The organism is Candidatus Eisenbacteria bacterium (assembly GCA_005893305.1).
Taxonomy (GTDB): domain Bacteria; phylum Eisenbacteria; class RBG-16-71-46; order SZUA-252; family SZUA-252; genus WS-9.
In genome coordinates this window covers 171,686-196,221 of sequence record VBOZ01000010.1, presented here as the reverse complement: position 1 = coordinate 196,221, position 24,536 = coordinate 171,686, and the positions used below count along the sequence as shown (strand labels likewise).

The window sequence follows — 24,536 nt, the reverse complement described above, 5'->3', positions numbered from 1 at the left end:
GCGCACTAGCCTTTACGTCATGAGCTCACGCGTGGTTGGTGCCAAGGCGGTTCGGACCGAGATCCCGATCTCCACGGACGAGATCCGCTGGCGGGCGGTCCTGGCGAGGGACGCGAACCTCGATGGGATCTTCGTCACGGGCGTCCTGACCACGGGGATCTATTGCCGCCCGTCCTGCCCGGCGCGGCGACCCAAGCGGGAGAACGTCCGCTTCTTCGGGGCGCCGGAGGAGGCCGAGCACGCGGGCTTCCGCGCCTGCCTGCGTTGCAGGCCGAGGGAGGGAGGCCGGCCCAACCCCCACGCCGACATGGTCCGGCAGGTATGCCGGATCCTGGTGGAGCGTCCCGAGGAGCGGGTCACGCTGACCGCGCTCGCGCGGGAGGTCGGCGTGAGCCCGCATCACCTGCAGCGGACCTTCAAACGGGCGATTGGAATCTCCCCCCGACAATATGCCGACGCGCTTCGGCTCGGACGGCTCAAGCAGCGGCTCCAGGGAAAGGACTCCGTCACCATGGCTCTTTACGAAGCGGGATACGGCTCGAGCAGCAGGCTCTACGAGACCTCGACGCAGCGCCTGGGCATGACCCCGGGCGCCTACCGGGATGGAGGGCGCGGGGCGCGGATCCGGTACGCCGTCGCCGACACGCCGATCGGCCGGGTGCTGGTCGCGGCCACGGAGCGAGGGATCTGCAGCGTGCGAATCGGAGCGTCGGAGAACGCGATGGCGAAGGAGCTCGGACGCGAGTTTCCGACCGCGACCATCGAGCGCGACCGGGAGGGCTTGGCGGAATGGGTCAAGCGGCTCACCCGGCACCTCGAAGGCCGCGCGCCCGAGCTCGACGTGCCGATCGACGTGCGCGCGACCGCGTTTCAGTGGCGTGTCTACGAAGCGCTCCGATCGATTCCGTACGGGGAGACGCGCACGTACCGGGAGGTCGCGCGGTCGATCGGTGCGCCCCAAGCGGCCCGCGCCGTGGGGCGCGCCTGCGCGACGAATCCGGTGGGGATCGTCATCCCCTGCCACCGTGTGGTGCGTGAGGGTGGCGCCCTGGGCGGCTACGCCTGGGGGCTTGGGATCAAGAAGCAGCTGTTGGAATCGGAGCGTCGAGGAGCAGGGCGAGCTCGGCGGCGCTCGTGACCGGCGCGCGGCAGGCGTAGTTCTCGCACAGGTAGGCCGCGGAAGCGCCCGCGACCGGCGTCTGCGATTTCACGAACGGCGCGAGCCGGTGGAGCGTCTTGGCCTCGTCCGGCGCGTTCCATAGGATCACCTTCCGCGGCAGGAACCGCCGCGCCACCTCGCCCGCCATGGAGCGCGCTTCCACGTCGGCCCTCTCCCCCACGATCACGATCTCACGCGTCGGCCCGAGGGCGAAATCGAGCGCCGAGAGAAGCTGGGCGTGCGCGGTCGGCACGCGCGCCGTAGCGCCGGAGAACGCCTGGAAGACCGCCGCGGCGCTCCGCTCGAGCCCCGTATCCCCCGTGACGCGGCTGAGGCGGAGGAGCACGAGCGCGGCGACCGAATTCCCCGAGGGCGCGGCGCCGTCGTAGATCTCCTTCGCGCGGGCCAGAAGCGCCTCGCCGTCTTCACCCGTGAAGAAATAGCCCCCGGCCTGGGGATCGCGGAAGAGCCGCTCCATCTCGCGAACCAGCCGGAGCGCCGCGTCGAGGTGGCGGGCGGCGAACGTGGCCTCGTACAGCTCGAGCAGCCCCCACGCCAGGAAGGCGTAGTCGTCGAGGTAGGCCGGGTGGGCCGCCTCGCCGTCCCGGAAACGAGCGAGGAGCCGGCCGTCCTCGCGCACGAGCTTCGCGGAGAGGAAATCGAGGGCGCGCCCCGCCGCCTCCGCGTAGGACGGATCGTCGAAGGCCTGCGCCCCCTTGGCGAGCGCGACGATCATGAGGCCGTTCCACGAGGTCAGGATCTTATCGTCCTTGTGCGGACGGACCCGTCGCTCTCGAGCCTCGAAGACCTTCTGTCTCGCCGATTCGAGCCTGCGCGCCAGCTCCACGGGCTCGATCTCAAGCTCCTTCGCGATGGCGGCGGGATTCTCATCCAGGTGCGGGATGTTCGTTCCCGGGACGCGGCCGCTCGCCTCGTCCCGCCAGTTCCCCTCTGCCTCGATCTGATACGCGCGGCAGTAGAGCGCGGCTTCGTCGGCGCCCAGGATCGTCTCGATCTCGGACCGCCGCCACACGTAGAACTTCCCCTCTTCGCCCTCGCTGTCGGCGTCCTCCGCCGAATAGAACGCCCCCTCCGGGGAGGTCATGTCGCGCAGAACGTACGTGGCGATCTCCTTCGCGACCGCCCCGTAGACCGGGTTCCGCGTCGCCTGGTACGCCTCGACGTAGGCGATCATCAAGAGCGCCTGGTCGTAGAGCATCTTCTCGAAATGCGGGACGAGCCACTCGCGATCGGTGGAGTATCGGTGGAACCCGAATCCCACGTGATCGAAGACGCCGCCGCGCCGCATCGCCTGAAGTGTCGTCTCCACCATCTCGAGCGCGCGCTGCGCTCCGGCGCGGAGCCAGAAGCGGAGAAGAAACGTGAGGACGTGCGGGGTCGGAAACTTCGGCGCGACGCCGAAGCCGCCGTGCGATTCGTCAAAGCGCGACGCGAGCTGATCGAAGGCGAGGCGGAGGGCCTCGGCGCCCAGCGCCCCGCCGGGGCTCCCCGCGAACTGGGGCTGGATCCCCTGGGTGATCCGCTCCGCCGCCTCCGACACGCGGTCCCGCTGCTGCTCCCACGCACTGACGACCTGGTAGAGAACCTCCTTCAGCCCGGGCCGGCCGAAGCGCGCCTCGGGGGGAAAGTACGTCCCCGCGAAGAAGGGCCGCCGATCGGGGGTGAGAATCAAGGTAAGCGGCCACCCTCCGCTCCCGGTCAGCGCCTGGCAGACGGTCATGTAGATCTGGTCGACGTCCGGCCGCTCCTCGCGGTCGACTTTGACCGGCACGAAATGCTGGTTCAGGATCCGGGCGACGTCTTCCTGCTCGAACGACTCCCGCTCCATGACATGGCACCAGTGGCACGTCGAGTACCCGATGGAGAGAAAGATGGGCCGATCCTCGCGGCGGGCGATCTCGAACGCCGCCTCGCCCCAGGGATGCCAGTCGACGGGGTTCGAGGCGTGCTGGAGAAGGTAGGGGCTCTTCTCGTTGGCGAGGCGGTTTCGGTGCGGGGGGGCGTTCACCCGACCTGCTCGATCAGGCCCCCCGCGACGACCCGGTCGTCTTCGTAGAGGACGAGCGACTGACCGGGAGTCATGGCGCGCTGAGGCGCGTCGAAGCGGACATCGGCGAGACCGTCCTCGAGCGGCGTGAGAACCGCCGGCGCGGGCTCGTGCAGGTAGCGGATCTTCCCCCGGACGGCGAGCGGGCCCGCCGGGTCGGCTCCGGACGTGTAGGAGACGCGCGCGATCCGGGCGTCGCGGCGGAACAGCGCGCCCTCGCGGTCGACCTCGACCGTCCCGGTCGCGGCATCGATCTTCGTCACGTAGAGCCGCTCCTTCGCCGAGACGTTGACCCCGCGGCGCTGGCCGATCGTGAACGCGTGGATCCCGTCATGGCTGCGAAGCGCCCGCCCCTCGGCGTCGCGCACTTCGCCGCGCGGGGAGGCCGCGAGGCGCTCCGGGAAGCGCTCCTTCATGAAGTCCGTGTAGCTCCGCCCCTCCACGAAGCAGATGTCCTGGCTCTCGCGCTTGTCGGCGACCGAGAGCCCGTGCTCGCGCGCGGCGGCGCGGACCTCCTCCTTCGACCGGTGCCCGATCGGGAAGAGGGACTTTCGGAGCACCTCCTGCTTGAGCCCCCAGAGGACGTAGGACTGATCCTTCGCCCCCTCCCGGGCCTGTAGCAGCGTGGCGCGCCCCTCCGCGTCGAACCCGCGGCGCGCGTAGTGCCCCGTCGCGACATAATCGCAGTCGAACCGCTCCGCGGCGCGCATCAGCTCTCCGAACTTGAGCCAGTTGTTGCACTGGACACAGGGATTCGGGGTGCGCCCGCGCAGGTATTCGCCGACCAAGTCCTCGATGACGTGCTCCCGAAACGCGTCTTCCAAGTTGAGGACGTAGTGCGCAAACCCCATGCGGTGCGCCACGGCGCGGCAATCGTCGATCGCCTCGAGCGTGCAGCAGCCGCGACTCGGCGAGGGGCCCTCGGCGTAGCACCAGAGCTTCATCGTCACGCCGATCACCGTGTGCCCTTCGGCCGCGAGGATCGAGGCGGCGACGGAGCTGTCCACGCCGCCGCTCATGGCGACGAGCACGGTCGAGGGGCGATCCGGGAGAAAGTTCTGCATCGCTTCCCTCGGGGCGCTACGAGGCGAGCGTCGGAGAGCCCCGGCGGAGCTTCTCCACGACGCCGGGCAGGATCTCGAGGACGCGGTCGATGTCGGCCTCGGTGGTGGAGCGGCCGAGGCTGAAGCGGACCGCCGACTGGGCCACGTTCGCGGGGACTCCCATCGCGAGAAGTACGTGGGAGGGATGGGATGAGCCCGCCTTGCAGGCGGCGCCGCTCGAGACGGCGATGCCCTTCATGTCGAGTGAGAGGATCAGATGCTCCCCCTCCGCGCCGACGAAGGAGATGTGCGCGGTGTTGCAAACCCGCGGCGCCGCGGCGCCGTGACGGACCACGTGCGGCACGCGCGACTCGATCCCGGCCTCGAGCCGGTCGCGAAGCGCGGCGACGCGCGCCGGGACCGTGGCCAGATCGGACGACGCAAGCTCCGCGGCGCGTCCCAGGCCGACGATCGCGGGAACGTTTTCCGTGCCCGCCCGTCGGCCCTTCTCGTGGTCGCCGCCCACCTGGAGCGGGGCCGGCCGGAATCCGCGCTTGATGAAGAGCGCGCCGGCGCCCTTCGGCCCGTAAAACTTGTGCGCGGTGATCGTGGCCATCGTCGCCTGCCACGCGCCGACGTCGATCGGGATCTTCCCTGCCGCCTGGACCGCGTCCGTGTGGAACGCCACGCCCTTCGCGGCGCAGATCGCGCCGATCTCGGCCATCGGCTGGATGACCCCGCTCTCGTTGTTCGCGGCCATCACGGTGACGAGGATCGTCTCGGGCCGGATCGCGGCATCGATCGCCTGAGGCGGGACGCGTCCGTCCGGGCCCGGGGCGACGCGCGTCACCTCGAACCCGTCCTGCTCCAGGAGATCGCCCGCGTGCCGGACCGCGTCGTGCTCGATCGCCGTGGTCACCACGTGGCGCCCCTTCGAGCGAAGCGCGCGGGCCGCGCCGATGACGGCGAGGTTGTCCGACTCCGTCCCGCCGCTCGTGAACACGATCTCGCCCGGGGTGGCCCTGAGGAGCGCCGCGACGCGCGCGCGCGCGTCCTCGACGGCGCCCCGCGCCTCCTGTCCGTAGGCGTGCGCGCTCGAGGCGTTCCCGTAGTGCTCGAGGAAATAGGGCTGCATCGCCTCGAATACCTCGGGGCGGATCGATGTCGAAGCATTGTTGTCGAGGTAGATGCGCGCCATGGAAGTCTCCGCTCGGGAATCCGTTCCGGTGGGTGCACTAAGCCTATCAAAATCAACGGGCCGGACGCAATGGCGCCCGGCCCGCGGAGTGCTCTATCGTCCCGAGGCTACTGGGTCTTGCCCTGGGCGGAATCGGCGGGAGCGGTCTCCTTCTCCGTGCTCTTCGCCGTCTCGGCCGCCTCACCCGTCTTCTCGCCTTCCTTGGATTCCCCAGCCTTCGCCGGGGCCGCGGCCTTCTCGGCGGGCTTCGTCGACGCGGCCTTCTTGTTCATGCCCGAGATCCCGCTTCCGGCCGCCGGAATCTTGACCTTCGCCGCCGGAGCCGCGGCCGTAGCCTTCGAGAGGGCGGCGGACCGAGCCATGATCTTCACCGACTTGAGGGTGGTCCACTCGAGCGGCTTCGATTGCTCTCCGCCCATCATCGGGTTCGGCCCGACCGGCGTGTTCGCGATGTCGTTCAACACGGTCATCCCGTCGATCAGGTGGCCGAACGCCGTGTATTTGCCGTCGAGGAACGGCGCCGCTCCGTGCATCAGGAAGAACTGCGAGCCGGCCGAGTTCGGCGTCCCGCTGTTCGCCATCGAGATGACGCCGGGGACGTGCTTGTGGGCGTTGAACTCGTCTTTGATCTTGTACCCTGGGTCTCCCGTGCCGAGATCGGGGGCCTTGGGATTCTTCGACTTCGGATCGCCGCCCTGGACCATGAAGTTCTTGATGATCCGGTGGAACCCCGTGCCGTCGAAGTAGCCCTGGCGCGCGAGCTTCTTGAAGTTCGCGACCGTCTGGGGCGCGTCCTTGTCCCAAAACTCGATCACCATCCGTCCCTTGGTCGTCTCCAGAACGGCGACCTCGTCGGCCGTCTTGGGCGCGGCCTCTTTCACGGCGGCCTCCTTCGGCGCGGTTCCCTTCGCGGGAGCGGCCTTCGGTGTGGCTTCCTTGGCGGCGGCCGCCTTTGGCGCGGCCTCCTTCGCCGGGGTCGCCGCTGCCGCCCCGGCCGGATCGTCCGCCCGGGCGGTCGAAACTGTCAGAAGGCACGCGGCGGTGATGGCAAGCCCTAAGGTGCGAACTGGTGCGTGAAGCATTGATCCTCCTTGATTCGGGTTTGTCCGACCCACGCTCATTCTCCGCCCCTCTCCTTCGATTTGAGAAGGCGGACGATGCGCCGCTGGCGCTCCAGCTCGCGCTTCGCCGATTCGGCGTAGGCCGGGTCGTTGAGGACGGTTTCAAAGACCGGGATCGCCTCCTCGTGGCGGCCCAGCTTGTCCAGCGCCTGGGCCCAGCAAAAGCGGAGACAAGCGCTGCTCGAGTCCTTGGCGAGGCCCTCGCGCGCCACCTCGATCGCTCGCTGGTAGCGGTTGGCCTCGTAGTACGCGTACGCCATGTTGCAATAAACACCTTTGTAGTTATCCGGGTCGATCCTCACCACATCCCGGAAGAGCTCCACCGCCCGATCCGCGCGGTTCGACTTCGCGTAGGCCTGTGCTAAGTAATACCGGTCGACTGTGCCCAGGGAGTCGCCGACCGCTTCGTAGTGCTTGATCGCGATCGGATAGCGCTCCATCTTGAAATTGACCCAGGCGAGCTGCTTCTTCGCCTCCACGTCGAGCGGGGCCAATTTCAAGACGCGGGCATACGCCGCGGCCGCCTCGGCGTAGAGCCCGGCCCGCACGGCGCAGGTGGCGAGGCTCTTGGCGGTCTGGGGGTTCCTCGGATCCAGCTCCGCAGACTTGTAGAGCGAGGCGAATCCCTCCGGGGTGTTGCCCTCCCGCGAGTAGACCTCCCCCATCTGCCGGTAAGCTTGCGACAGCGTGGTCGGATTCCCCTTCGCGAGCCGGATCGCGTCCGCGCAGGCGGATCTCGCCTCCCCGTATTCCCCGATCTCGGTGAGGGAATGGACCAGGGCGAGCCGCGCTTCGAGGTCCGTGGGCGCGAGCGCCACCGCCTGGCGATAGGCCGAGGCAGCGCGGGTCGGGTCGCCGGTCGCGGCGTACGCGTCGCCCAGCGAGCGGAGCGCCGAGACCATCTGACTCGGAACCCGGGTCGCGCGCTCCAGGTGCGCCATCCCTTCCGAGTACTGGCCGCGCGCCACCTCCACCTGGCCTAAGCCCGCGACCGCCTCGAGATCGTTGGGGTCGGCCTCGATCGCAAGGCGGAACTCCCGCTCGGCCTCGTCCAAAAGCCCCCGCCGGAGCAGATCGCGCCCGGCGGCGACGTGGGCCTTGACGGATGCCGCCGCCGAGGCCGGCTTGGCCGCGGCCGTCATCCCGCTGGTCGGCCCCTCCTGGCGCGTGGTCTGGGACGCGCATCCGAGTGCGGCACAAAGGGCCGCGAGACACACGGTTCGCAATGCGCCGGGCACGGTCAATGGTTCCCGGGCGCCGGGGCCGGGGGTGCGTTCGGATTCTGCGGCGTGCCCGGCTTCTGCTGATTGAGGAAGTCTTGGAGTACCTGGATGCTGCTCTTGGCGCTCTGGGCGATCACGGCCGTGGAGTCGATCGACACGACCTGTTGCCAGTAGTTGATCGCCTCCCGATAGATCTGGGCGTCGGCGAACGCGACCCCCATGTTGTAGATCGCCTCCTGGTTCCTGGGATCGATCTTCAGCGCCTTCCGATAGAGGGAGGTAGCCTCGGGAATCCGCCCCATTCCGTACTGTGAATTCCCCAGGTTGCAGAGCGCGCGAACGTTGGTCGAATCGATGGCCAGCGCCTTCTTGTAGGACGCGATGGCCTCGTCGGTCTTGCCGATCTCCGCTTGGATCAGGCCGAGGCTCACCCACGCATCGGGCATCGGTGGCTTCAGCTCGGTCGCGCGCTTGTATGCCGCCGTCGCGTCGTCCCGGCGGCCGGCCTGGATGTAGTAGTTCCCGAGGTTGTAGTGCGCGGCGCCGTCGCTCGGGTCGAGCTTGATCGCCAGCTTGAATTCCTTGAGCGCCTCCGCGTTCCGCTTCAGGTCCATGTACGCCGCGCCGAGGCTCACGTGCGTCGCGGAAGCGTTGGGCGCGAGGGCCGCCATTTTCTGAAACGCCTCGAGCGCCTCCCTGGACCTCCCGGCCCGTCGATAGGCGGAGCCGAGGACCATGTAGCTGGAGGGATCCTTGGGCGATTTCCGAACGCCCGCCTGGGCTTCCTCGATCGAGAGGAGCTGCGGCGGCGCGGTCGCGGCGGGCTTCGTGGGTTTGGACGCGTCCGCCTGGGCAAGCGCGGTCCCCACCAGCGCGAGAAGCGCGGCGGAGGCGATCAGAGCTAAGGGGAAGAGGCCGGGGCGCTTGGCGTTCATGCGATGGTTGCCCTCGCGAGAAGGAGAGCGACGGCAACGCTATCGACTCCGTACCCCGAAGTCAACCCGGTTCTCCCTCTGCCCTTGCGCTCACCTCGGGTCCGGCAGCCCCGACCCGCCCGCGCAGGCCGCGGCGCGGTCGAGGAGCATCACGCGCTCGCGACCGTTCCGCGTCAAGGCCGCCGCGCGCTCGAACTCCAAGCGCGCCTCGTCGAGGCGGCGGAGCTTGGCAAGAAGGTCGCCGCGGACGCTCGGCAGGAGGTGGTAGGCCCTGAGGGTCGGCTCCGAGGTCAGCGCATCGACGATCTCGAGGCCCGCCGCAGGGCCGAACGCCATCGAGACCGCGACGGCGCGGTTCAGCTCCACGACCGGGGACGGGGCGAGGCGGGCCAGCACCTCGTAGAGGGCCGCGATGCGCTTCCAGTCCGTCTCCGCCCCCGTGCGCGACCGCGCGTGGCAGGCGGCGATCGCCGCCTGGAGCCCGTACGGGCCAAGCACGCCGCTCAGCTTCTCCGCGCGCTCGAGCGCCGCGAGGCCGCGGCCGATGAGCAGCTGGTCCCAGCGTCCGCGGTCTTGATCGAGGAGCAGCACTGGCGCTCCCGACGCGTCCACCCGGGCGGCGGAGCGCGACGACTGGATCTCCATCAGCGCGACCAGACCGTGGACCTCCGGCTCGCTCGGGGCGAGCTCGGCCAGGATGCGGCCGAGGCGGAGCGCGTCCTCGCAGAGCGCGGGACGCATCCAATCGTCCCCGGCGGTTGCCGAATACCCCTCGTTGTAGATGAGGTAAATGACCTCGAGGACCGACGTGAGTCGGACGGCCAGCTCGGCCCCGCGGGGAACCTCGAAGGGGACGCGCGCCTCGGCCAGGGTTCGCTTGGCCCGCACGATGCGTTGGGCGACGGTGGCCTCGGGGACGAGGAACGCTCTCGCGATCTCCTCGGTCGTCAGGCCCCCAAGCAGGCGGAGCGTCAGCGCCACGCGCGCCTCGGAAGCGAGGATGGGATGGCAGGCGGTGAAAACGAGGCGAAGGAGATCGTCGCCGACATCGTCGTCGATCGCGGCGTCGAGATCCGGACCGGCGTTTTGGCGGGCCTCGAGGTCGCGCCCGAGCTCCTCGTGCTTTCGCTCGAGCAGCTTGTTCCGGCGCAGGCGGTCGATCCCGCGGTGCTTCGCGGTCGCCATGAGCCAGGCGCCCGGGTTGTCCGGAACGCCCGACTTGGGCCAAGTCTCGAGCGCGGCGACGAGGGCGTCCTGCGCCAAGTCCTCGGCGAGACCGACGTCGCGAACCATCCGCGCGAGGCCGGCGATGAGCTTGGCCGACTCGATCCGAAAGATCGCGTCGACCGCGCGATGGGTGTCGGTAGCCGTCACGGCTACCGATCACACCATCTTCACTCCCGCGGCGCAAGGCCGACGCTGCGGAAGGGGCCCCGACTATCCCCGGCGCTGTCCGGACTGCGCCTGCATCTCGGCAAACCCGGCCGCCGCCTTCTGGACGTCGGCGGGAAAATCCGACATCTCCTGCACCTGGCGAACCTCGATCGTCTCGTTCTCGGAACCGGGGCAGCGCTTTGCCCATTCAATCGCTTCTTCCTTCGACTTGACCTGGATCATCCAGTAACCGCCGAGCACTTCCTTCGCCTCGGTGAACGGCCCATCGGTCACCTTCGCCTTCCCTCCCGGGAAGGAGACGCGCACGCCCATCGAGGGCGGGTGGAGGCCGTCAAGCGCCAGCAGCACGCCCGCTCTCTGCAGGGACTCGTTGTATTTCATCATCGCAGCGACGCTCTCGGCCGCCGGCGCGGTGCCGGGCGCCGCCTTCTCGTACCCTTTCGGGATCATCAGCATCATGAATCGCATCGTTATCGCTCCGTCTGATTTCGGGTGGTGAGCATCCGGGCTACCGCTTCTTCGCGGCCATCTGCTCGCGCAGGTTCATCTCGGACTTCCTGGCTTCGGGAGTCAGGGCAGGGCCGAAGTCCTCCAGCTCGAAAATCTGGCGGATCTCCACTTCGGTCTGATCGAACGGAGCGCGCTTCAGCCACTCGATCGCCTCTTCCTTCGACTTCACCTGCCAGATCCAGAAGCCCGCGATCAGCTCCTTGGTCTCCGTGAACGGCCCGTCGGTCACGGTCCGCTTCTTGCCGTCGAACCTGACGCGCGCGCCCTTCGAGCTCGCCTGGAGTCCCTCGGCCGCGAGCATCACGCCGGCCTTAGCGAGCTCCTCGTTGAACTTCCCCATCTCGGTCAGGATCTTCTCGTCCGGGAGCTTCCCTGCTTCCGAGTCCCGGTCGGCTTTCACCACCACCATGAATCGCATCGTCGTCTCTCCTTGTGGTTATGGGTTCGAAGTCGCGTTTCCGATCGATCTCGACCGGCCGAGCCTTCGCTCTACATACACGACGAGCGAGGGGGCGCGAGATCGACAGATAGCTGAGGAATTTTTGGGCCGCCCATAACTTATTGCTGCTTCCCTCGTTTCGCGTCGAGGCTCCACGGCCCGGCGCCCGCGGCCGAGAAGTAGAGCCAGACGAAGCAGTAGAGCGCGGCATCCACCCCACCGTTGACTACGGGCCAGAAGCCATTCGGGAAGTGGAACTGGAAGTAGGCCACCGCCATTTCGCCCGAGAGGATGAAGGCGACGGGGCGAGTGAAGAGGCCGAGGAGAATCAGGCCACCGCCGAACACCTCGAGGACACCGCCGATCCAGATCTGGGTCATGAACTTCGCTGTGCTGCCGTCCGGAGGCATCCCGATCGGGAACGCGAAGAGCTTTGTGGAGCCCGCCAAGATGAACATGAACGCGGCCACGATTCGGAGCACGCTCAGGAGCTGCGGGGCATGGTTCGGCCACCTCGAGACGATGTTCGGTGCGGCCACGATTTCCTCCTCTGTCTGGAACTTTCGATACGGCGCGCCGCCGAGTACTTGTAGGACGCGCGCCCTCACAAAGTGAGGCTCGGTGGCCACTCCCTCGTAAGGTTGTCGGAGAGCCTCTTTCGTAATCTACCCGACCCCAAATCAGTGATCCACCGAATATCAACGATGATCCGTCACTCGTACAATTCTCATCGTGCACGGGGACATCTCCCAAGGTCCACGAGGAGGAGATGCCCGAGATGCCCGATCAACACACACGGGGGGATGCAGAAGATGTTTGGGGGCCTGCAGGAAATGGAGGAGTTGAAACATGAGGACCATGAGGAGATGCACTACCAAAGCGAAGAAATCCCGGGGATCGAGATGGACGGCTAGGGCGCCGGCGTTCCTGCTTGCCGCCGCCGCGATGATATTCGCGTGCGGTCATGCGGCGTTCGCTCAGCTCCCTCCGCTCCCTCCGCTACCTCCGCCACCGCCGTTACCCTTGCCATTACCATTGCCCCCTCCGCCGGGTCTGCCCCTGGGACCTCCGGAGCTGCCCACGATTCCCTCGCTGCCGCAAGTCTGGCCCTCGAACGGACCCGGGACGTCCGGCTCGACCGAGCTGCCGGTCACGACGGCGACACTGGACGCGAAGCTCTTGGTCGTCTCCGCCGACGGAACCGAGCCCGTGCTCGGAGCCATCCGCCAGGCGGCGGAGTACGCGGGCATTCCGTACACGCTGTACGTCGCGACCAAGACTCCGGGCGGGTTCACGCCGGCCATGCTGTCCGACGGCGACGCTCACGCGTATTTCCAGGGCATCGTGCTCACCACCGGAAGCCTGGCGTACTTGAACGGAACGACCTGGACAAGCGCGTTCAGCGCTTCGGAATGGCAGACGCTGTGGGACTACCAGGCGAAATACCGGGTCCGCACGGCGATCGCCTACGCGCTCCCGACCGCGGACCTGGGCTACGGCCCGGCAACGGGGATGGATGCCACGACGAGCCCGATCTCCGCGCGGCTGACCCCATCGGGCCAGTCCGTGTTCTCGTACGTGAACGCGGCAAATCCGATCGTCATCACCAAGGCCTGGACGTATCTGGCCCAGGCGGCGGGTACCGGAACGAACGTGCTCCTGAACGACGCGCAAGGTGATGCGCTCGCGCTGGTCCGGACCTATCCCGACGGCCGCGAGGTGCTCTCCATGACGTTCGACGGGAACTTCTTCCTCGTCCATAGCCTGACGCTCTCGCACGGCCTCATGAACTGGGTGACGGGAGGGCTGTTCCTGGGCGAGCGCCACGTCTACATGACGCCGCAGGTCGACGACATCTTCATCGACGACGATGTATATGGAGGAGGAATCTACCGCATCAATGCGATCGACTGGGCGGCCACCGCTGCCTGGCAGACGCAGAAACAGCTCCAATCGCAGACGTCGGACCTGCTTCTCCACATGGCGTTCAACGGGGAGGGCACGACCGGCACCTACAGCCCCGACCTGCTCACGCCTGCGGTGGACCTGACGGATTCCCAATTCCCGTGGATCAATCACACGTTCACCCACCAAAACCTGGACCCCGACTCCGCCAGCTATGACCGCGTCTATTGGGAGATCACGCGCAACAACCAAACGGCCGCGTCGATGGGATTCGCGAACTACGATCTCCGGGCGCTGGTCACGCCCGACGTCTCCGGGCTCGCGAACCCGGACGCCATGAGCGCGGCCTACGACGCCGGCGTCCGCTTCCTCGTCACCGACACGTCCAAGCCCGGGATGGACAATCCGACGCCTCAGGCCGGTATCTATAACGCCCTGGAGCCCGGCATCCTCATGATCCCGAGGCGGCCGGTCAATCTCTTCTACAACGTCACGACGCCGTCCGAATGGGCGAGCGAGTACAACTACCTCTACCGGAGCTACTGGGGACGCGATCTCAGCTACAGCGAGGTCCTGGACAAGGAGTCCGACGTCCTCCTCCAGTACATGCTCCGGGGCGAGATCGATCCCTGGATGTTCCATCAGAGCAACCTGCGCGCCTATGACGGCGTGCACACGCTGCTCGGCGACCTGCTCGATCGGACGCTGGACAAGTACGGCAGGATCTTTGTTCTGCCGGTCCGCACCAAGACGATGGCCGCCCTCGGCGAGTGGACGAGCGCTCGCATGCGGTACAACGCGGCCGGAGTCCAGGCTTCGTTCGTACCGAGCCAAGGGACGATGACGATCACCGCGTCCGAGTCGGCGGTCGTGCCGGTCACGGGACTCTGCTCCGCGTCGTCCGAGAGCTACGGTGGTCAGTGCATCAGCCACGTCTCGGTCGGTCCCGGACAGACCGTCACCTACAACATCAACGGAGGCGCATCCTCCAGCGGCCCGACTCCGGTCGGCGCCGTCAACCCGTTGATGGCCACCGTTTCTCCGAACCCGTTGAATCCGGAAGCGAAGCTCATCTTCCGCACGACACGGCCTGGATTCGCGAGAGTCCGGGTGTATGACCCGGTGGGACGCCTGGTCCGAACTTTGATCGATCAACCCAATCTCCCATCCGGATCCCACGACGTGCGCGTCGGCGACAAGAGGTTCTCATCGGGGGTCTACTTCTATCGCATCGAGGCGGCTGAGGGAGTGTCGGCCGGGAGATTCGTGGTGTTGAAATAGCCATGCCGCTCACGGGACCGGTGCGGCATTTCGGTCGCGGCTGGCTAGCCATTGCGGCACTTGCTCTCGCGTTGATCGCGGCGGGCGGACGGGCCTCTGCGGAGGCGCCGTCCGCCTCGGCCGCCACGCTGGAGCGGGCAGAGGCCATGATCCAGGCGCGGGCGTTCGAACCGGCCGCGGCCATGCTCCGTCGCGTCTTGGCGGTCGATCCGTCGAATCGCAGGGCGAACGAGATGCTCGCGTTCGCCCTCGAATCGATGGGCGACCTCAAGGGCGAGCGTCGGGTCCGGTCCGCACTCGCCGCGAAGTTTCCCGACGACTCGCGCATCCAGGCCGACTATGGACGGGTTCTCGAGCGCTCAGGAGAGGAAGGCGAGGCGCTTCGGGCGTACCGCCGCGCGCGGGAGCTGAGCGCGGGCAGTCCACCTCCGGGGCTCGACGCGGCGATCGAGCGGATGAACGGCCGGACCGCCCTGGAGGTCGGGGCGCCGCTCTCGGTGATGTCCGATCCGGACGCGGAGGCTTCATGCGTCCAGGCCGGCGCCGCGGTTCCCTTCGGCTCGCGCCGCCACCTGGCTCTCCTGGGCACTCACTACGCCGCGGACGGAAGGACCAACCCCGCGAAAGCGGCGTCCGACGTGCTCGCGCTGACGTTCGTGCAGCGGAACGCGGCCGGCGCGTCGTTGGCGCTCGGTCCGCGCCTCCACGTGGTCACACCTCGGGGCGCCGCGCGAAAGGACCTCGGCGTCGGGGGAGCGGTCGCGGGGCGGGCGCCTCTCGGACGGACATTCGAAGCCGAGGCGAGAGGCGAGCTCGAAACCCCCTGGGACGAGGCTGCGATCACGGTGCTTCGCGGAGGGCGGACCACGGCCGCGGAGGGTCACCTGTATTCGCACCTGTTCTCCCGCCGCCTGCTCCTCCAGGCCGGCGGACGAGGGCGAGAGCTTTCGGTCCTGGACGCGGATCCCCGCTCGACGCGCCGCCCCAAGGCCTGGCAGTCGCTGTGGATCGCCGGCGCCGACTTCGTCCTGTGGAGGCAACCGGGCGCCGCCGTGCGGGGCGAGATGCTGGACGAGGCGCTGATCGCGCCCACGACGCTCTCGTCGGCCATGACGGTTGCCTACCGGCACTACGACATGTCCACGCGCACGACGCCCGAGTTCGCTTCGGTCATCGGGCTCGTCCCGCGCGGCTCGGTCGACGAGGCTTCGGCCGCCCTGACCGTCGCGTCGCCGGGAGGCAACTTGGGGCTGGAGCTGCGCACGGGTCTTGCCCACGACTCCGCGCGCGAGGCCCGTGCGTGGAGGACCGGAGGGAGCCTCGTCTGGGCGCCGACGCCCTGGACCCGGTTCGCGCTGGGGTACGAGGGGGCCACCGAGGTGGCCAGCGGGCTCGTCGGACAACGCCGGGAAGGATGGTTGAGCTTCCATGTTGATCGCTAAGGAGCGGATCGTGAGACAACCCCTTCGTCAGATTCGGCCCACGCTGAGGAGGCGCGCCATAGACGCGCTCTGGCTCGCGGCCGCTCTCGCCTTCCTCCCCGAGCTTTTGGCAGCGCGTGCCGGCACCGTCCTCGAGCCGCACCCGGGCTGGATCGTCGTGCTCGTCCTGGCCTCGCGATACGGCAGCGGCGGGCTCTATCCGGGCCTGATCGCGGCCGCATGCGCCGGCGGAGTCGGAACGGCTGTCGCGGGCACCGGGCTCGTGACCGCGTGGAGCCGCCTCGACTCGGGACCCAATCTGATCGCGTTCGCCGCGTGCCTCGCGGTTTCCTGGGTGGCCTCGTGGCATTTGCGAACCCAGACGGAGCTTCGTGAGCGGCTTTCCACGGCTTCCAGCCGAGCCTCCGAGGCCGAAACGAAGAACGAGACCCTTCGCGATGTTGTCGCGACGCTTCGCGCGCGGGTCGATCGCACGTCGACCTCCATTTCCTTTCTGCGCGAAGTCGCCGCAGGCCTGGATGGAACGGATCCGATCGCCGCCGCCGAAGGGGCAGCCGACCTTGCGCTCGCGCGGACCGAAGCCTCCGCCGCGGCGGTCAAGGTGGGCAGGAACGGATACCAGCGGCTCCTGGCCGTTCGGGACGCGAGGGGGCCCGAAGCGCTCACGCCGCTGGCGCTTCGCGACGCCGATCTGACCGTGCCGATTCTCAGCGGGAACGACCGGATCGGGGTCATCGCCCTTTGGGGGATCCCTCGATCCGGGCCGGACGAGGCGACGGCACACGATCTCGAGGTCATCGCCTCGTGGTGTGCGCCGGCCATCGCCATCGGTCGATCGCGCCCGAGCGGGGCGAACGGCCACGCGCGGAGGCACGAATGATCGCCCCGGTGCGGACGATTCGAGCGATCGCGGCTCTACCGGCGATCGGAGCGACCGCGTCCCAGGAGCGCGAGGAACCCCAGCGCGGCGCCGCGCTGCTTGCCTCGTGCGTCGCGATCGATGCCGTCGCGGCCGGAATCCTGCTCTTCGGCGCACCGCTCTCGCCCTTGTTGGAGGGCTCCGCGGCGGCGGTCTTGCACGCGACGGCGGTCCTGCTCCTGTCCGGCATGCCCTACGCACGGCCCAGCCGACGGTGGCTCTGCGCTGCGGCATTGCTGACCGTCCCTTGCGTCGGAGCCGCGGTGGCCGCCGCGGCGATCTTTACGAGCGGACGCGGCACCACCACGGCTGGCCGTCGCAGGAAGGCGCGCCGGCGACCCGAGCTCACCGTGGCCGCGATGGAACGCCTCCGCGACTCGCTTTCGCCCTACGACGCGTTGGACTCCGGCGACGACGAACAGCGCCGCGCCGCGCTATCCACGCTTTCGCGACGCGGCGACCGGGGGGCGATCGCCCTGCTGCGCCGGGCAGCGTCGGGTCGTGATCCCGATCTGGCCCTGTCCGCCGCGCTGGTGCTGGACGAGATCGGCGAGCGCGCCGAACGTCAGGCGGGCCAACCTTGATCCCGACGAGATCCGAGCCGGCCCCGGTTGACGGCCAGAATGCCACCGCGCCGGCGGACGTCTGCCTCGTGCTGGAAGGGACGTACCCGTACGTGAAGGGCGGCGTGTCGGCGTGGGTCCACGATCTGATCGCAAGCCTCCCGGACCTCCGATTCGCTCTGGTGCACGTTGCCCCCGACCGAGGGACCTACACCCGGTCCGTCTATTCGCTGCCGGCCAACGTGGTCAGCTTGACGGACCTCTATTGTCGCGAGCCGCTGGCGCGCGGCAACGATGCCGCCGCCCTGGTGCGGGCGGCTCGTGCCGAGCGTCGCCGCCACGCCGATGTACTGCGGTCCTCCCGCGTCCTTCACGGCATCCGCCGGCTGCATCTCGAGGATCACGCCGACTCGTCACTGCTGGACGACCTCGCCGCCGACGATCTGTCGGTCGGCGCCTTTCTCCACGGCCGGGCATCGTTTGAGCTGATGACGGAGCTCTGCGAGCGGCTGGCTCCGGACGCTTCGTTCCTGGATTTCTTCTGGCACTTCCGCTCCATGAACATGCCGCTCGTGCGCCTGCTCGGCGCCGAGCCGCCGGCCGCGGCCACGTATCACGCGCTCTGCACCGGCTACGCCGGGATCCTGGCGGCCGTGTGGAGCCACCGGACCGGCCGGCCATTCCTTCTGACCGAGCACGGAATCTACACGCGCGAGCGGAAGCTCGAGCTGGACCAGGCCGCCTGGTTCCGCGGAACCCGTGACAGCCGGCGCTGGAACGGAACCGACGGAGCGATCGACAGCGCGACGGCCTCGGCTTTGCGCAAGATGTGGGTCCAGTTCTTTCGCGCCCTGGCACGATGCGCGTACACGCGGGCCTCGAGCGTCGTCTCGCTGTCCGATGGCAGCCGGAAGAGGCAGATCGCCGACGGCGCCCCGGCCGGCAGGACGCTCGTCGTCCCCAACGGGATCGACCTCGAAGAGTTCCAATCGCGCGTCGGCGGGCGGCCGTCCCAAGCCGCGGAGCGGAGCCCGGTGAGGGTCGGCTTTGTTGGCCGACTGGTGCCGATCAAGGACGTGGTCACCCTCATCCGTGCGTGCTTCCTGGCGCTCCGCGCCGTCGAGCTGGATGTGCGCATCATCGGTCCGATCGAGGAGGACCCGAGGTACGTCCGGCGGTGCCGCCGCCTCGTGGCGAAGCTCGGCCTCGCGGATGTGATCCGCTTCGAAGAGGCGCGGCCGATCGAGCGCATCTACCCCGCGATCGACATCGTGGTCCTCACCAGCTTCAGCGAAGGACAGCCGCTTGTCATTCTGGAGGCCAACGCCGCGGGGATTCCGGTCGTTGCTTCCGACGTCGGCGCCTGTCGCGATCTCCTCGAGGGGCGGACCGGCGCCGATCGACGCATCGGCCCGAGCGGTATCGTGACGCGGCTCGCCGCGCCCGAGGAGACCGCGGCGGCGATCGCTCGACTTGCCCTGGATCCCGAGCTGCGGCGTCTCATGGGGGCGGCCGGTCAGCGGCGCGTGGCCGTGTACTACCGGAAGAACGCGACCGTCTCGACGTACCGGGCACTCTACAGGGCCGGACCATGGCCGGCATCGGCTGGCGCCTCGAGCGCCTGATCCATCGAGGAATTTCCGGAGCGGCCGCCGCCTACGCGACGGGCGCGGCCGTCATGGCCTTGCCGTGGGTGCTGACCACGGCGGTGCTCATCTCGCTGCCGGCGGTCATCGGCCGCGACCGGGCCGATCTGGCCACCGGCGGAATCGTGGTGAACGTCGCCTACGCCGTCGCGCTGCTCGTGGCCGGACCGGTCCAGATCGTGGTCTCCCGCTACGCCGCGGATCGCCTGTACGAGAGGCACCTTTGGGCAATCGCTGCTCCTTTCTGTCGCGGACTCGCCGCGACGTTTGTCATCTGCGTCGTCGCCGCCGGCCTCACGCTCCTCGCCTTGGACCTGCCTCTTCGCATCATCCTGTGGGGCGCGGCTCTTTCGGCGGCCGTCGGCGCCCAGTGGACCGCGTTGTCGGTGGGCAACGGGCTCTGTTCTCCCGGCCTCGTGCTCGGCGCCGTGGGAGCCGGATGGGCGTTGAGCTTCTTCCTGGCGGCCCTTCTCGTTGCCGTGGCCGGCCTCGGCCTTCCGGAATACCTCTTCGGGCTGATCTCGGGGCAGACCCTCACGCTCGTGATCCTGCTCGTCGGCATCTTCCGGGCACTGCCGGATGAGGCCGACGAGAGAGCCAGGCTCCTGCCCGCGTTTCGCGACTACGCGGCGCTCGCGGGGGCAGGACTCGCTTTCAACGCTTCGCTGTGGGTCGACAAGCTCATCGCCTGGACCCTGGTCGGCGGCGAGGCGGCCGCGTTTCACGCCGGGGCGTCGACCATCGCGTGGTTCTCGACAATCCCTTGCCTGGCGTGGATTTTCGTGGAGGTCGAGACGACGTTTCACCGGCGCTTTCAGGGGTTCTACCTTTCCCTGGAGGAGGGGGCATCTCTCATGGAGCTTCGTCGCGGCGGCCGAGCGCTCGTGGACGAGGCGGCACGGCTGCTCCGCGGCGCCGCATCGGTCCAGGGAGGGGTGACTGGGTTCCTCCTGCTCGCGGCCGAGCCTTTGGCTCGTTGGCTGGGGCTGCCGCCCGGCGCGATCCTGCCCTACCGGCTCCTTCTCGTCGCGGCCGGCGCGCAAGCCCTCGGCCTGCTCGGACTCATTCTCCTCTACTACTTCGACCTCCGGCGCGAGGCTTGCCTTGCCGCAACGGGCGTCTTCCTGGGGGTCGCGGCGTTCACCGTGGCGGCATCGCGGTCAGGGCTACCGCCGAGTGTCGGAACGCTGCTGGGCTGCTACCTCGGCGCGGTCCTGACCTGGCACCGCGTATTTCGCGGGCTACGCGCGGTGCTGAAGCACACGCTGCTCGGTCAGCCGTTTGGCGCGGAACGGAGGGGAAGAGCGGAACGACGGCAGCCCATTCGCTAGCGCCCTGGAGTAGGGCTTGGGACCCGTGAGAGCGCACGGCTCGACACGCAAATCGAGGAGATGCGAATGAAACCTACCCAACCTAACGGCTACCTCGCCGTTCCGCCCGGCGGCGAAGGCAGCGGTGTCCTGGTTCTCCACGCCTGGTGGGGGCTGAACAACACGATGAAGGCTTTCTGCAAGCGGCTGGCCGAATCCGGTTTCGTCAGCTTCGCCCCGGACCTCTATCACGGCAAGATCGCGGACAGGATTCCCGACGCGGTAGCCCTCAGCAATGCGCTCGACGCCAACCTGGCCAAGGCGGACATCGCGGACGCGACACGGTTTCTCTGCGAACGCGCCGGCCGGGCCAACCATGGGCTCGCGGTGATCGGCTTCTCGCTGGGGGCCTACTTCGCGCTGGATCTCTCGGCTACCGATCCCGAGCACATCCGTTCCGTGACCGTCTTCTACGGGACCGGGCCCGCCGACTACAGCCGCTCGAGGGCTGACTACCTCGGTCACTTTGCGGAGACCGATGAGTTTGAGCCGCAATCCGAGGTCGACAAGCTGGAGGCAGCCCTGCGTCGTGCCGGCCGGCCGGCCACGTTCCACCGTTACGCGGGCACGGGACACTGGTTCTTTGAGCCTGACCGCCCGAATGCATTCAACCGGGCGGCGGCGAGCCTGGCGTGGGATCGAACCCTGGCGTTCCTGAGGCGCCCCTTTACCTAGCCGCCGCCTTGCAGGACCCCGGCAGGCATCCGGTATTGCAGAGCCTCCGCCACGTGCTCGGGGCGCACGGCCTGCGAGCCCGCCAGATCGGCGATCGTCCGGGCCACGCGACGCACCCGAATGACGCCACGAGCCGTGACCCGAAGCGTCTCGGCGGCGTGCCTGAGGAGAAGCCGGGTGCCCGCGTCGAGGGGCGCGACCCTGCCCAACTCGCTTGCCGTAAGCGACGCGTTTCTCCCCTCGAATGGAGTCCGCAGAACCGCCGCGGCGCGCGCGCGAACAACCCGCCCGCGAACCGCCTCCGATCGCTCGGCCAGTTCCAGGGCGAAGAGATCGTCCATGGGAACGGCCGGCACCTCGAGGATCAGATCGATTCGATCGAGCATCGGGCCCGACACCTTGGACCAATAGCGCGCGACCGCGTCGGGCGCGCAGCGGCAGGCGCGCCGCGGATCGCCGCGGAAGCCGCACGGGCAGGGATTCATCGCCGCGACGAGAGAAAAAGCGGAGGGGAAGGTCACCGATCCGCCCACGCGGGTCACGGTCACGACCCCTTCCTCGATCGGCTGGCGGAGCGCTTCCAGGGAGTTTCGGGCGAACTCGGGCAGCTCATCGAGGAAGAGCACGCCGCGGTGCGCCAGGCTCGCCTCCCCCGGATACGGCCCGCGACCGCCGCCGATCAGCCCGGCGGGCGAGATCGTGTGGTGCGGCGCGCGAAACGGAGGGAGCCGGATCAGCCCCGCGCCGGGCGGGAGGCGTCCGGCCACGGAATGGATGGTGGTGACCTCGACCGCGTGATCCGCCGCCAGCGGAGGAAGGATCCCGGGGAGGCGGCGCGCGAGCATCGTCTTCCCCGCGCCGGGCGGTCCGACGAGGAGCAGGTTGTGCCCTCCGGCCGCGGCGATCTCGAGCGCGCGCCGGGCGAGGCCTTGGCCGCGCACCTCGCCTAGATCGGGCGGCGGCGCGTCGGAGGACACCGCCGCCACCTCGGCCGAGTGTGCCGACGCCGGTCGATCCCCCGCGTGGCGCGCCGCTCGGCGCGGGCGCAATCCCCCGCCCATCGTCTCATCGCCCCGGAGCGCCGCGAGCGATTCGATCGGCTCGATCGGGACATCCGGGAGCGCGCGCGCTTCGGCAGCGTTGTCGATCGGAACCCAGACCGGGCCCCGACCCTCGCGACGCGCGGCCGCCATGACGGCGAGAATCCCTCGAACGCCGCGGAGCGTGCCGTCGAGCGCCAGCTCCCCGACGAAGATCCCTTCCTCGACCGGCCTCCCGCGTGGGATCTGACCCGACGCCAGAAGGAGCGCCACGGCGATCGGAAGGTCGAACCGCGCCCCTTCCTTCCGCACGTGCGCCGGGGCCAGATTGATCGTGATCTTCCGCGTCGGGAATTCGAAGCCGCAGTTGCGCACCGCCGCGAGCACGCGCTCGCGGCTCTCGCGGACGGCGGCGTCCGGCAGGCCCACGATCGTGAAGGTGGGGAGACCCACGCCGAGGTCCGCCTCGACCTCGACGAAATGCCCCTCGATACCGACGGTCGCGCAGCTCCAGACGCGCGCGAGCATGGAACTCCGAGCGGGGAATGTGGGAGGGAGGATAGGCGAGGAGAGCTGAAGTCTAGGCGCGGTTTAATTCACGTGTCAATGCGACCTCTCACGGGACGGTCCGCCGCGGCTTGAGCCCCGCGCGCTTTGCCGCGGCGATCACATCGGTGCCCTCGGAATCTTCCGGAGCGACCTGAAGCAGACGCTCCGCATACCAGGCTGCCTGCGCCAGTCCCCCTTCTCTCTGAAATCTGCCCATGACCCACCGGATTGCCTCCGGGTCATCGCTCGAGAGGCCGAAGGCCTCGAATGCGGCCCCGTCCAGCCTTTCGCTGGCGCTGGTCTCGGTCAGCATGGGCTTCAAGGCCCAAAGCGCATCTTCCTTCGAGAGTGCAGGGACTGTGGCCAGGATCGTCGTGGCCTCTTCCCTGTGGCCCGCAGCCAGGAGGATCATCGCGGAGGTCCGCTGCACGTAATCGCGGTTCGCGCCGGTCTCGGCTTGGGCAAGACCCTGCACCATGTGAACGGCGCGGTCATAGTCACCGCCGGCCGCGACCGCGCGCCGCGTAATTCACGACCGGCCGGCCGATCTCGGTCAGGTCGGGCGCCGTTCTAGTCGTGGATCGGATGCGACGAGTGTCCGGATCGATTGAAATCACGTCGAGGTCGGTTGTGACGCGAACCAGAAACTCCGCCGGCGCACCCGGTTGCCTCTGCAATGTCGCCACGGTCCGGAGCGTCGGATCCCGATACCACACGCTCAGAGCCTGACCTTCGATCAACGTGCTGTAAACGCCGCGGACGCCAGTCGAGGAGACCGACACCACGACCTGACTGGCCCTCGGAAAGCGCGGGAAAATGGTCCGGAAATTCGCCCGCACCGTGCGCACGGCGCTTGCCGCGTCCGCAAACACCCGCTCGGTCCAGACAGGCTCGTTCTCCGCGCGAAGTCCGCGGTAGCGGATTCCGAGCAGCAGAAACACTCCGAGCACCGCGACAACCACGGCCGTCCGCTGCCTCGCAAGAAGGGGTCCGACGAAGATCGCCGCCCCAACGGCCGGGATGAAGGCGAAGTACGGTGCCCAGTGGCGGATCAGAACGGTCGGCATCAAGAGGGTCGGGACTCCAAACAACGCGGAGATCAGCGCGACTCGGCCGATCGGGAGCGGCTTCGATGCCTGATCGCGTGGCTGGCGAGAGTCCAGGTACAGGAACCCAGCGACGAGCAGCGCCAGGGCGGCGAGACCATACTTGGCTCTCTCGCCCCACCAGGAAACGGTGAACCCCGGGGGCGGCAGGTTCGCGAGGGTCATGATGTACCGGATGAGGTACGACCCCCAACGATCCGGATGCTCCATCCCAACGTATCCGGCCGAGCCGCTCTGAAATCCGTGAGCGGCCAGGAGTCGGATGCCGGGATGGATGACCGCCCACAGAAGGGCAACCGCCGCGTAAGCCACGACCTGAAACCGGGGCCGCGAAGCCGGCCGCCCGATTAGGTGATCCCAGAGGACGAGCACCGGAAGGGCTGCGATGGCGGGTTCCTTGCAAAGCACAGCGGCCGTCGCACAGGCGAGCGCTTCGATGTCCTTCCCTCGGTGGCGGAGCAGGAGAGCGGCCAGCACCAGTGCGACCGCGAGCAGGTCTTGGCTACAGCTGATCCAGGCGACCAGGCCAGGTACGAGCCCGAGGCTCGCGAGAGTGAGCCCCGAGAGGAGTCCGGCCCTGGGACCGCACAACCGCGACACCAGCAGGACCAAAAGGAGAATTGAGGTGCCCAGAATGGCCAGGTTCAGAGCGTGGCCGAGGATCCCGTTGGTCGGATCTGCCAGCCGGAGGAACAGGAAGTAGAGTCCTTGCGAAATCGGCCGGTAGAAGGCGGCGTGCCGGTCCGGTAGAAGATAGGTTCGGTAATCCCCACTCCCCCGGAACGTCAGGAAGTAGTAGTCGTCCCAGATATACCCGAGAGGGAGGCACGGGAGGCAGAGCACGACGGCCACGAGGGACGGGAGGAAGATTCCCCAGCGGACAGGAGCACGCGACGAGGAAGGGCGCCGATCGCTCGGTCGCTGCCCACGATCACGCTTCTTCCCCATG

Annotated in this window: 21 protein-coding genes; 8 read left to right on the top strand and 13 right to left on the bottom strand. The window is 68.5% G+C overall.

From position 1 onward, the window contains the following. Positions 1 to 19 precede the first annotated feature (19 nt). On the top strand, positions 20 to 1,138 hold the full coding sequence (gene ada / locus E6K79_04100) for a bifunctional DNA-binding transcriptional regulator/O6-methylguanine-DNA methyltransferase Ada (GenBank protein TMQ66050.1): 1,119 nt from the start codon (positions 20 to 22) through the stop codon (positions 1,136 to 1,138). On the opposite strand, the gene E6K79_04095 is transcribed toward ada, so the two are convergent. From E6K79_04095 to E6K79_04050, 10 genes are all read right to left on the bottom strand, one after another. Then, positions 1,077 to 3,188, bottom strand: a complete 2,112-nt coding sequence (locus E6K79_04095) for a thioredoxin domain-containing protein (GenBank protein TMQ66049.1) — start codon at positions 3,186 to 3,188, stop codon at positions 1,077 to 1,079. The genes ada and E6K79_04095 overlap by 62 nt on opposite strands. Beyond that, positions 3,185 to 4,291 carry a tRNA 2-thiouridine(34) synthase MnmA gene (mnmA, locus tag E6K79_04090; GenBank protein ID TMQ66048.1) on the bottom strand — a complete coding sequence of 369 codons (1,107 nt, stop codon included), beginning with the start codon at positions 4,289 to 4,291 and terminating at the stop codon, positions 3,185 to 3,187. Before mnmA ends, E6K79_04095 begins: the two co-directional genes overlap by 4 nt. 16 nt (positions 4,292 to 4,307) lie before the next feature. After that, the gene (locus E6K79_04085) at positions 4,308 to 5,468 is read right to left on the bottom strand and encodes a cysteine desulfurase (GenBank protein ID TMQ66047.1); all 1,161 of its coding nucleotides are present in this window, start codon (positions 5,466 to 5,468) and stop codon (positions 4,308 to 4,310) included. A gap of 107 nt (positions 5,469 to 5,575) precedes the next feature. After that, positions 5,576 to 6,550: a peptidylprolyl isomerase gene (locus tag E6K79_04080; protein ID TMQ66046.1), complete on the bottom strand. Its 975-nt coding sequence runs from the start codon at positions 6,548 to 6,550 to the stop codon at positions 5,576 to 5,578. 35 nt (positions 6,551 to 6,585) lie between these two features. Further along, positions 6,586 to 7,731, bottom strand: a complete 1,146-nt coding sequence (locus E6K79_04075) for a tetratricopeptide repeat protein (protein TMQ66045.1) — start codon at positions 7,729 to 7,731, stop codon at positions 6,586 to 6,588. Between the two features lie 98 nt (positions 7,732 to 7,829). Continuing rightward, positions 7,830 to 8,747 (bottom strand): tetratricopeptide repeat protein, encoded by a 918-nt coding sequence (locus E6K79_04070; protein ID TMQ66044.1) that lies wholly within the window; start codon positions 8,745 to 8,747, stop codon positions 7,830 to 7,832. Between the two features lie 90 nt (positions 8,748 to 8,837). Beyond that, entirely contained in the window at positions 8,838 to 10,121 is a 1,284-nt protein-coding gene (locus tag E6K79_04065; protein TMQ66043.1) for an RNA polymerase sigma factor, read from the bottom strand. 63 nt (positions 10,122 to 10,184) lie between these two features. After that, positions 10,185 to 10,610 (bottom strand): YciI family protein, encoded by a 426-nt coding sequence (locus E6K79_04060; protein TMQ66042.1) that lies wholly within the window; start codon positions 10,608 to 10,610, stop codon positions 10,185 to 10,187. A gap of 40 nt (positions 10,611 to 10,650) precedes the next feature. Continuing rightward, a complete protein-coding gene (locus E6K79_04055) occupies positions 10,651 to 11,070 on the bottom strand; it encodes a YciI family protein (protein ID TMQ66041.1) in 420 nt (139 codons plus the stop codon). A gap of 140 nt (positions 11,071 to 11,210) precedes the next feature. Then, positions 11,211 to 11,630 (bottom strand): DoxX family protein, encoded by a 420-nt coding sequence (locus E6K79_04050; GenBank protein TMQ66040.1) that lies wholly within the window; start codon positions 11,628 to 11,630, stop codon positions 11,211 to 11,213. A gap of 310 nt (positions 11,631 to 11,940) precedes the next feature. Between E6K79_04050 and E6K79_04045 the strand changes: the two genes are divergently transcribed. From E6K79_04045 to E6K79_04015, 7 genes are all read left to right on the top strand, one after another. Then, entirely contained in the window at positions 11,941 to 14,277 is a 2,337-nt protein-coding gene (locus tag E6K79_04045; GenBank protein TMQ66039.1) for a T9SS type A sorting domain-containing protein, read from the top strand. A 2-nt stretch (positions 14,278 to 14,279) separates the two neighbouring features. Further along, positions 14,280 to 15,719, top strand: coding sequence for a tetratricopeptide repeat protein (locus E6K79_04040; GenBank protein TMQ66038.1), 1,440 nt, complete (start codon positions 14,280 to 14,282; stop codon positions 15,717 to 15,719). After that, the gene (locus E6K79_04035) at positions 15,706 to 16,599 is read left to right on the top strand and encodes a hypothetical protein (GenBank protein TMQ66037.1); all 894 of its coding nucleotides are present in this window, start codon (positions 15,706 to 15,708) and stop codon (positions 16,597 to 16,599) included. The genes E6K79_04040 and E6K79_04035 overlap by 14 nt, the downstream gene beginning before the upstream one ends. Beyond that, positions 16,596 to 17,222: a hypothetical protein gene (locus E6K79_04030; GenBank protein TMQ66036.1), complete on the top strand. Its 627-nt coding sequence runs from the start codon at positions 16,596 to 16,598 to the stop codon at positions 17,220 to 17,222. The genes E6K79_04035 and E6K79_04030 overlap by 4 nt, the downstream gene beginning before the upstream one ends. Then, positions 17,219 to 18,826, top strand: a complete 1,608-nt coding sequence (locus tag E6K79_04025; GenBank protein ID TMQ66035.1) for a DUF3492 domain-containing protein — start codon at positions 17,219 to 17,221, stop codon at positions 18,824 to 18,826. The genes E6K79_04030 and E6K79_04025 overlap by 4 nt, the downstream gene beginning before the upstream one ends. Next, complete coding sequence (locus E6K79_04020) at positions 18,793 to 20,178, top strand: hypothetical protein (GenBank protein ID TMQ66034.1); 1,386 nt, start codon at positions 18,793 to 18,795, stop codon at positions 20,176 to 20,178. Before E6K79_04025 ends, E6K79_04020 begins: the two co-directional genes overlap by 34 nt. Positions 20,179 to 20,244: 66 nt before the next feature. After that, positions 20,245 to 20,892, top strand: coding sequence for a dienelactone hydrolase family protein (locus E6K79_04015; GenBank protein TMQ66033.1), 648 nt, complete (start codon positions 20,245 to 20,247; stop codon positions 20,890 to 20,892). Here the strand turns inward: E6K79_04015 and E6K79_04010 are convergent. From E6K79_04010 to E6K79_04000, 3 genes are all read right to left on the bottom strand, one after another. After that, complete coding sequence (locus E6K79_04010) at positions 20,889 to 22,460, bottom strand: ATP-binding protein (GenBank protein TMQ66032.1); 1,572 nt, start codon at positions 22,458 to 22,460, stop codon at positions 20,889 to 20,891. The two genes, E6K79_04015 and E6K79_04010, sit on opposite strands and share 4 nt — an antisense overlap. 88 nt (positions 22,461 to 22,548) lie before the next feature. Further along, on the bottom strand, positions 22,549 to 22,959 hold the full coding sequence (locus E6K79_04005) for a hypothetical protein (protein ID TMQ66031.1): 411 nt from the start codon (positions 22,957 to 22,959) through the stop codon (positions 22,549 to 22,551). A gap of 19 nt (positions 22,960 to 22,978) precedes the next feature. After that, positions 22,979 to 24,535 (bottom strand): hypothetical protein, encoded by a 1,557-nt coding sequence (locus tag E6K79_04000; GenBank protein ID TMQ66030.1) that lies wholly within the window; start codon positions 24,533 to 24,535, stop codon positions 22,979 to 22,981. Position 24,536 lies beyond the last annotated feature (1 nt).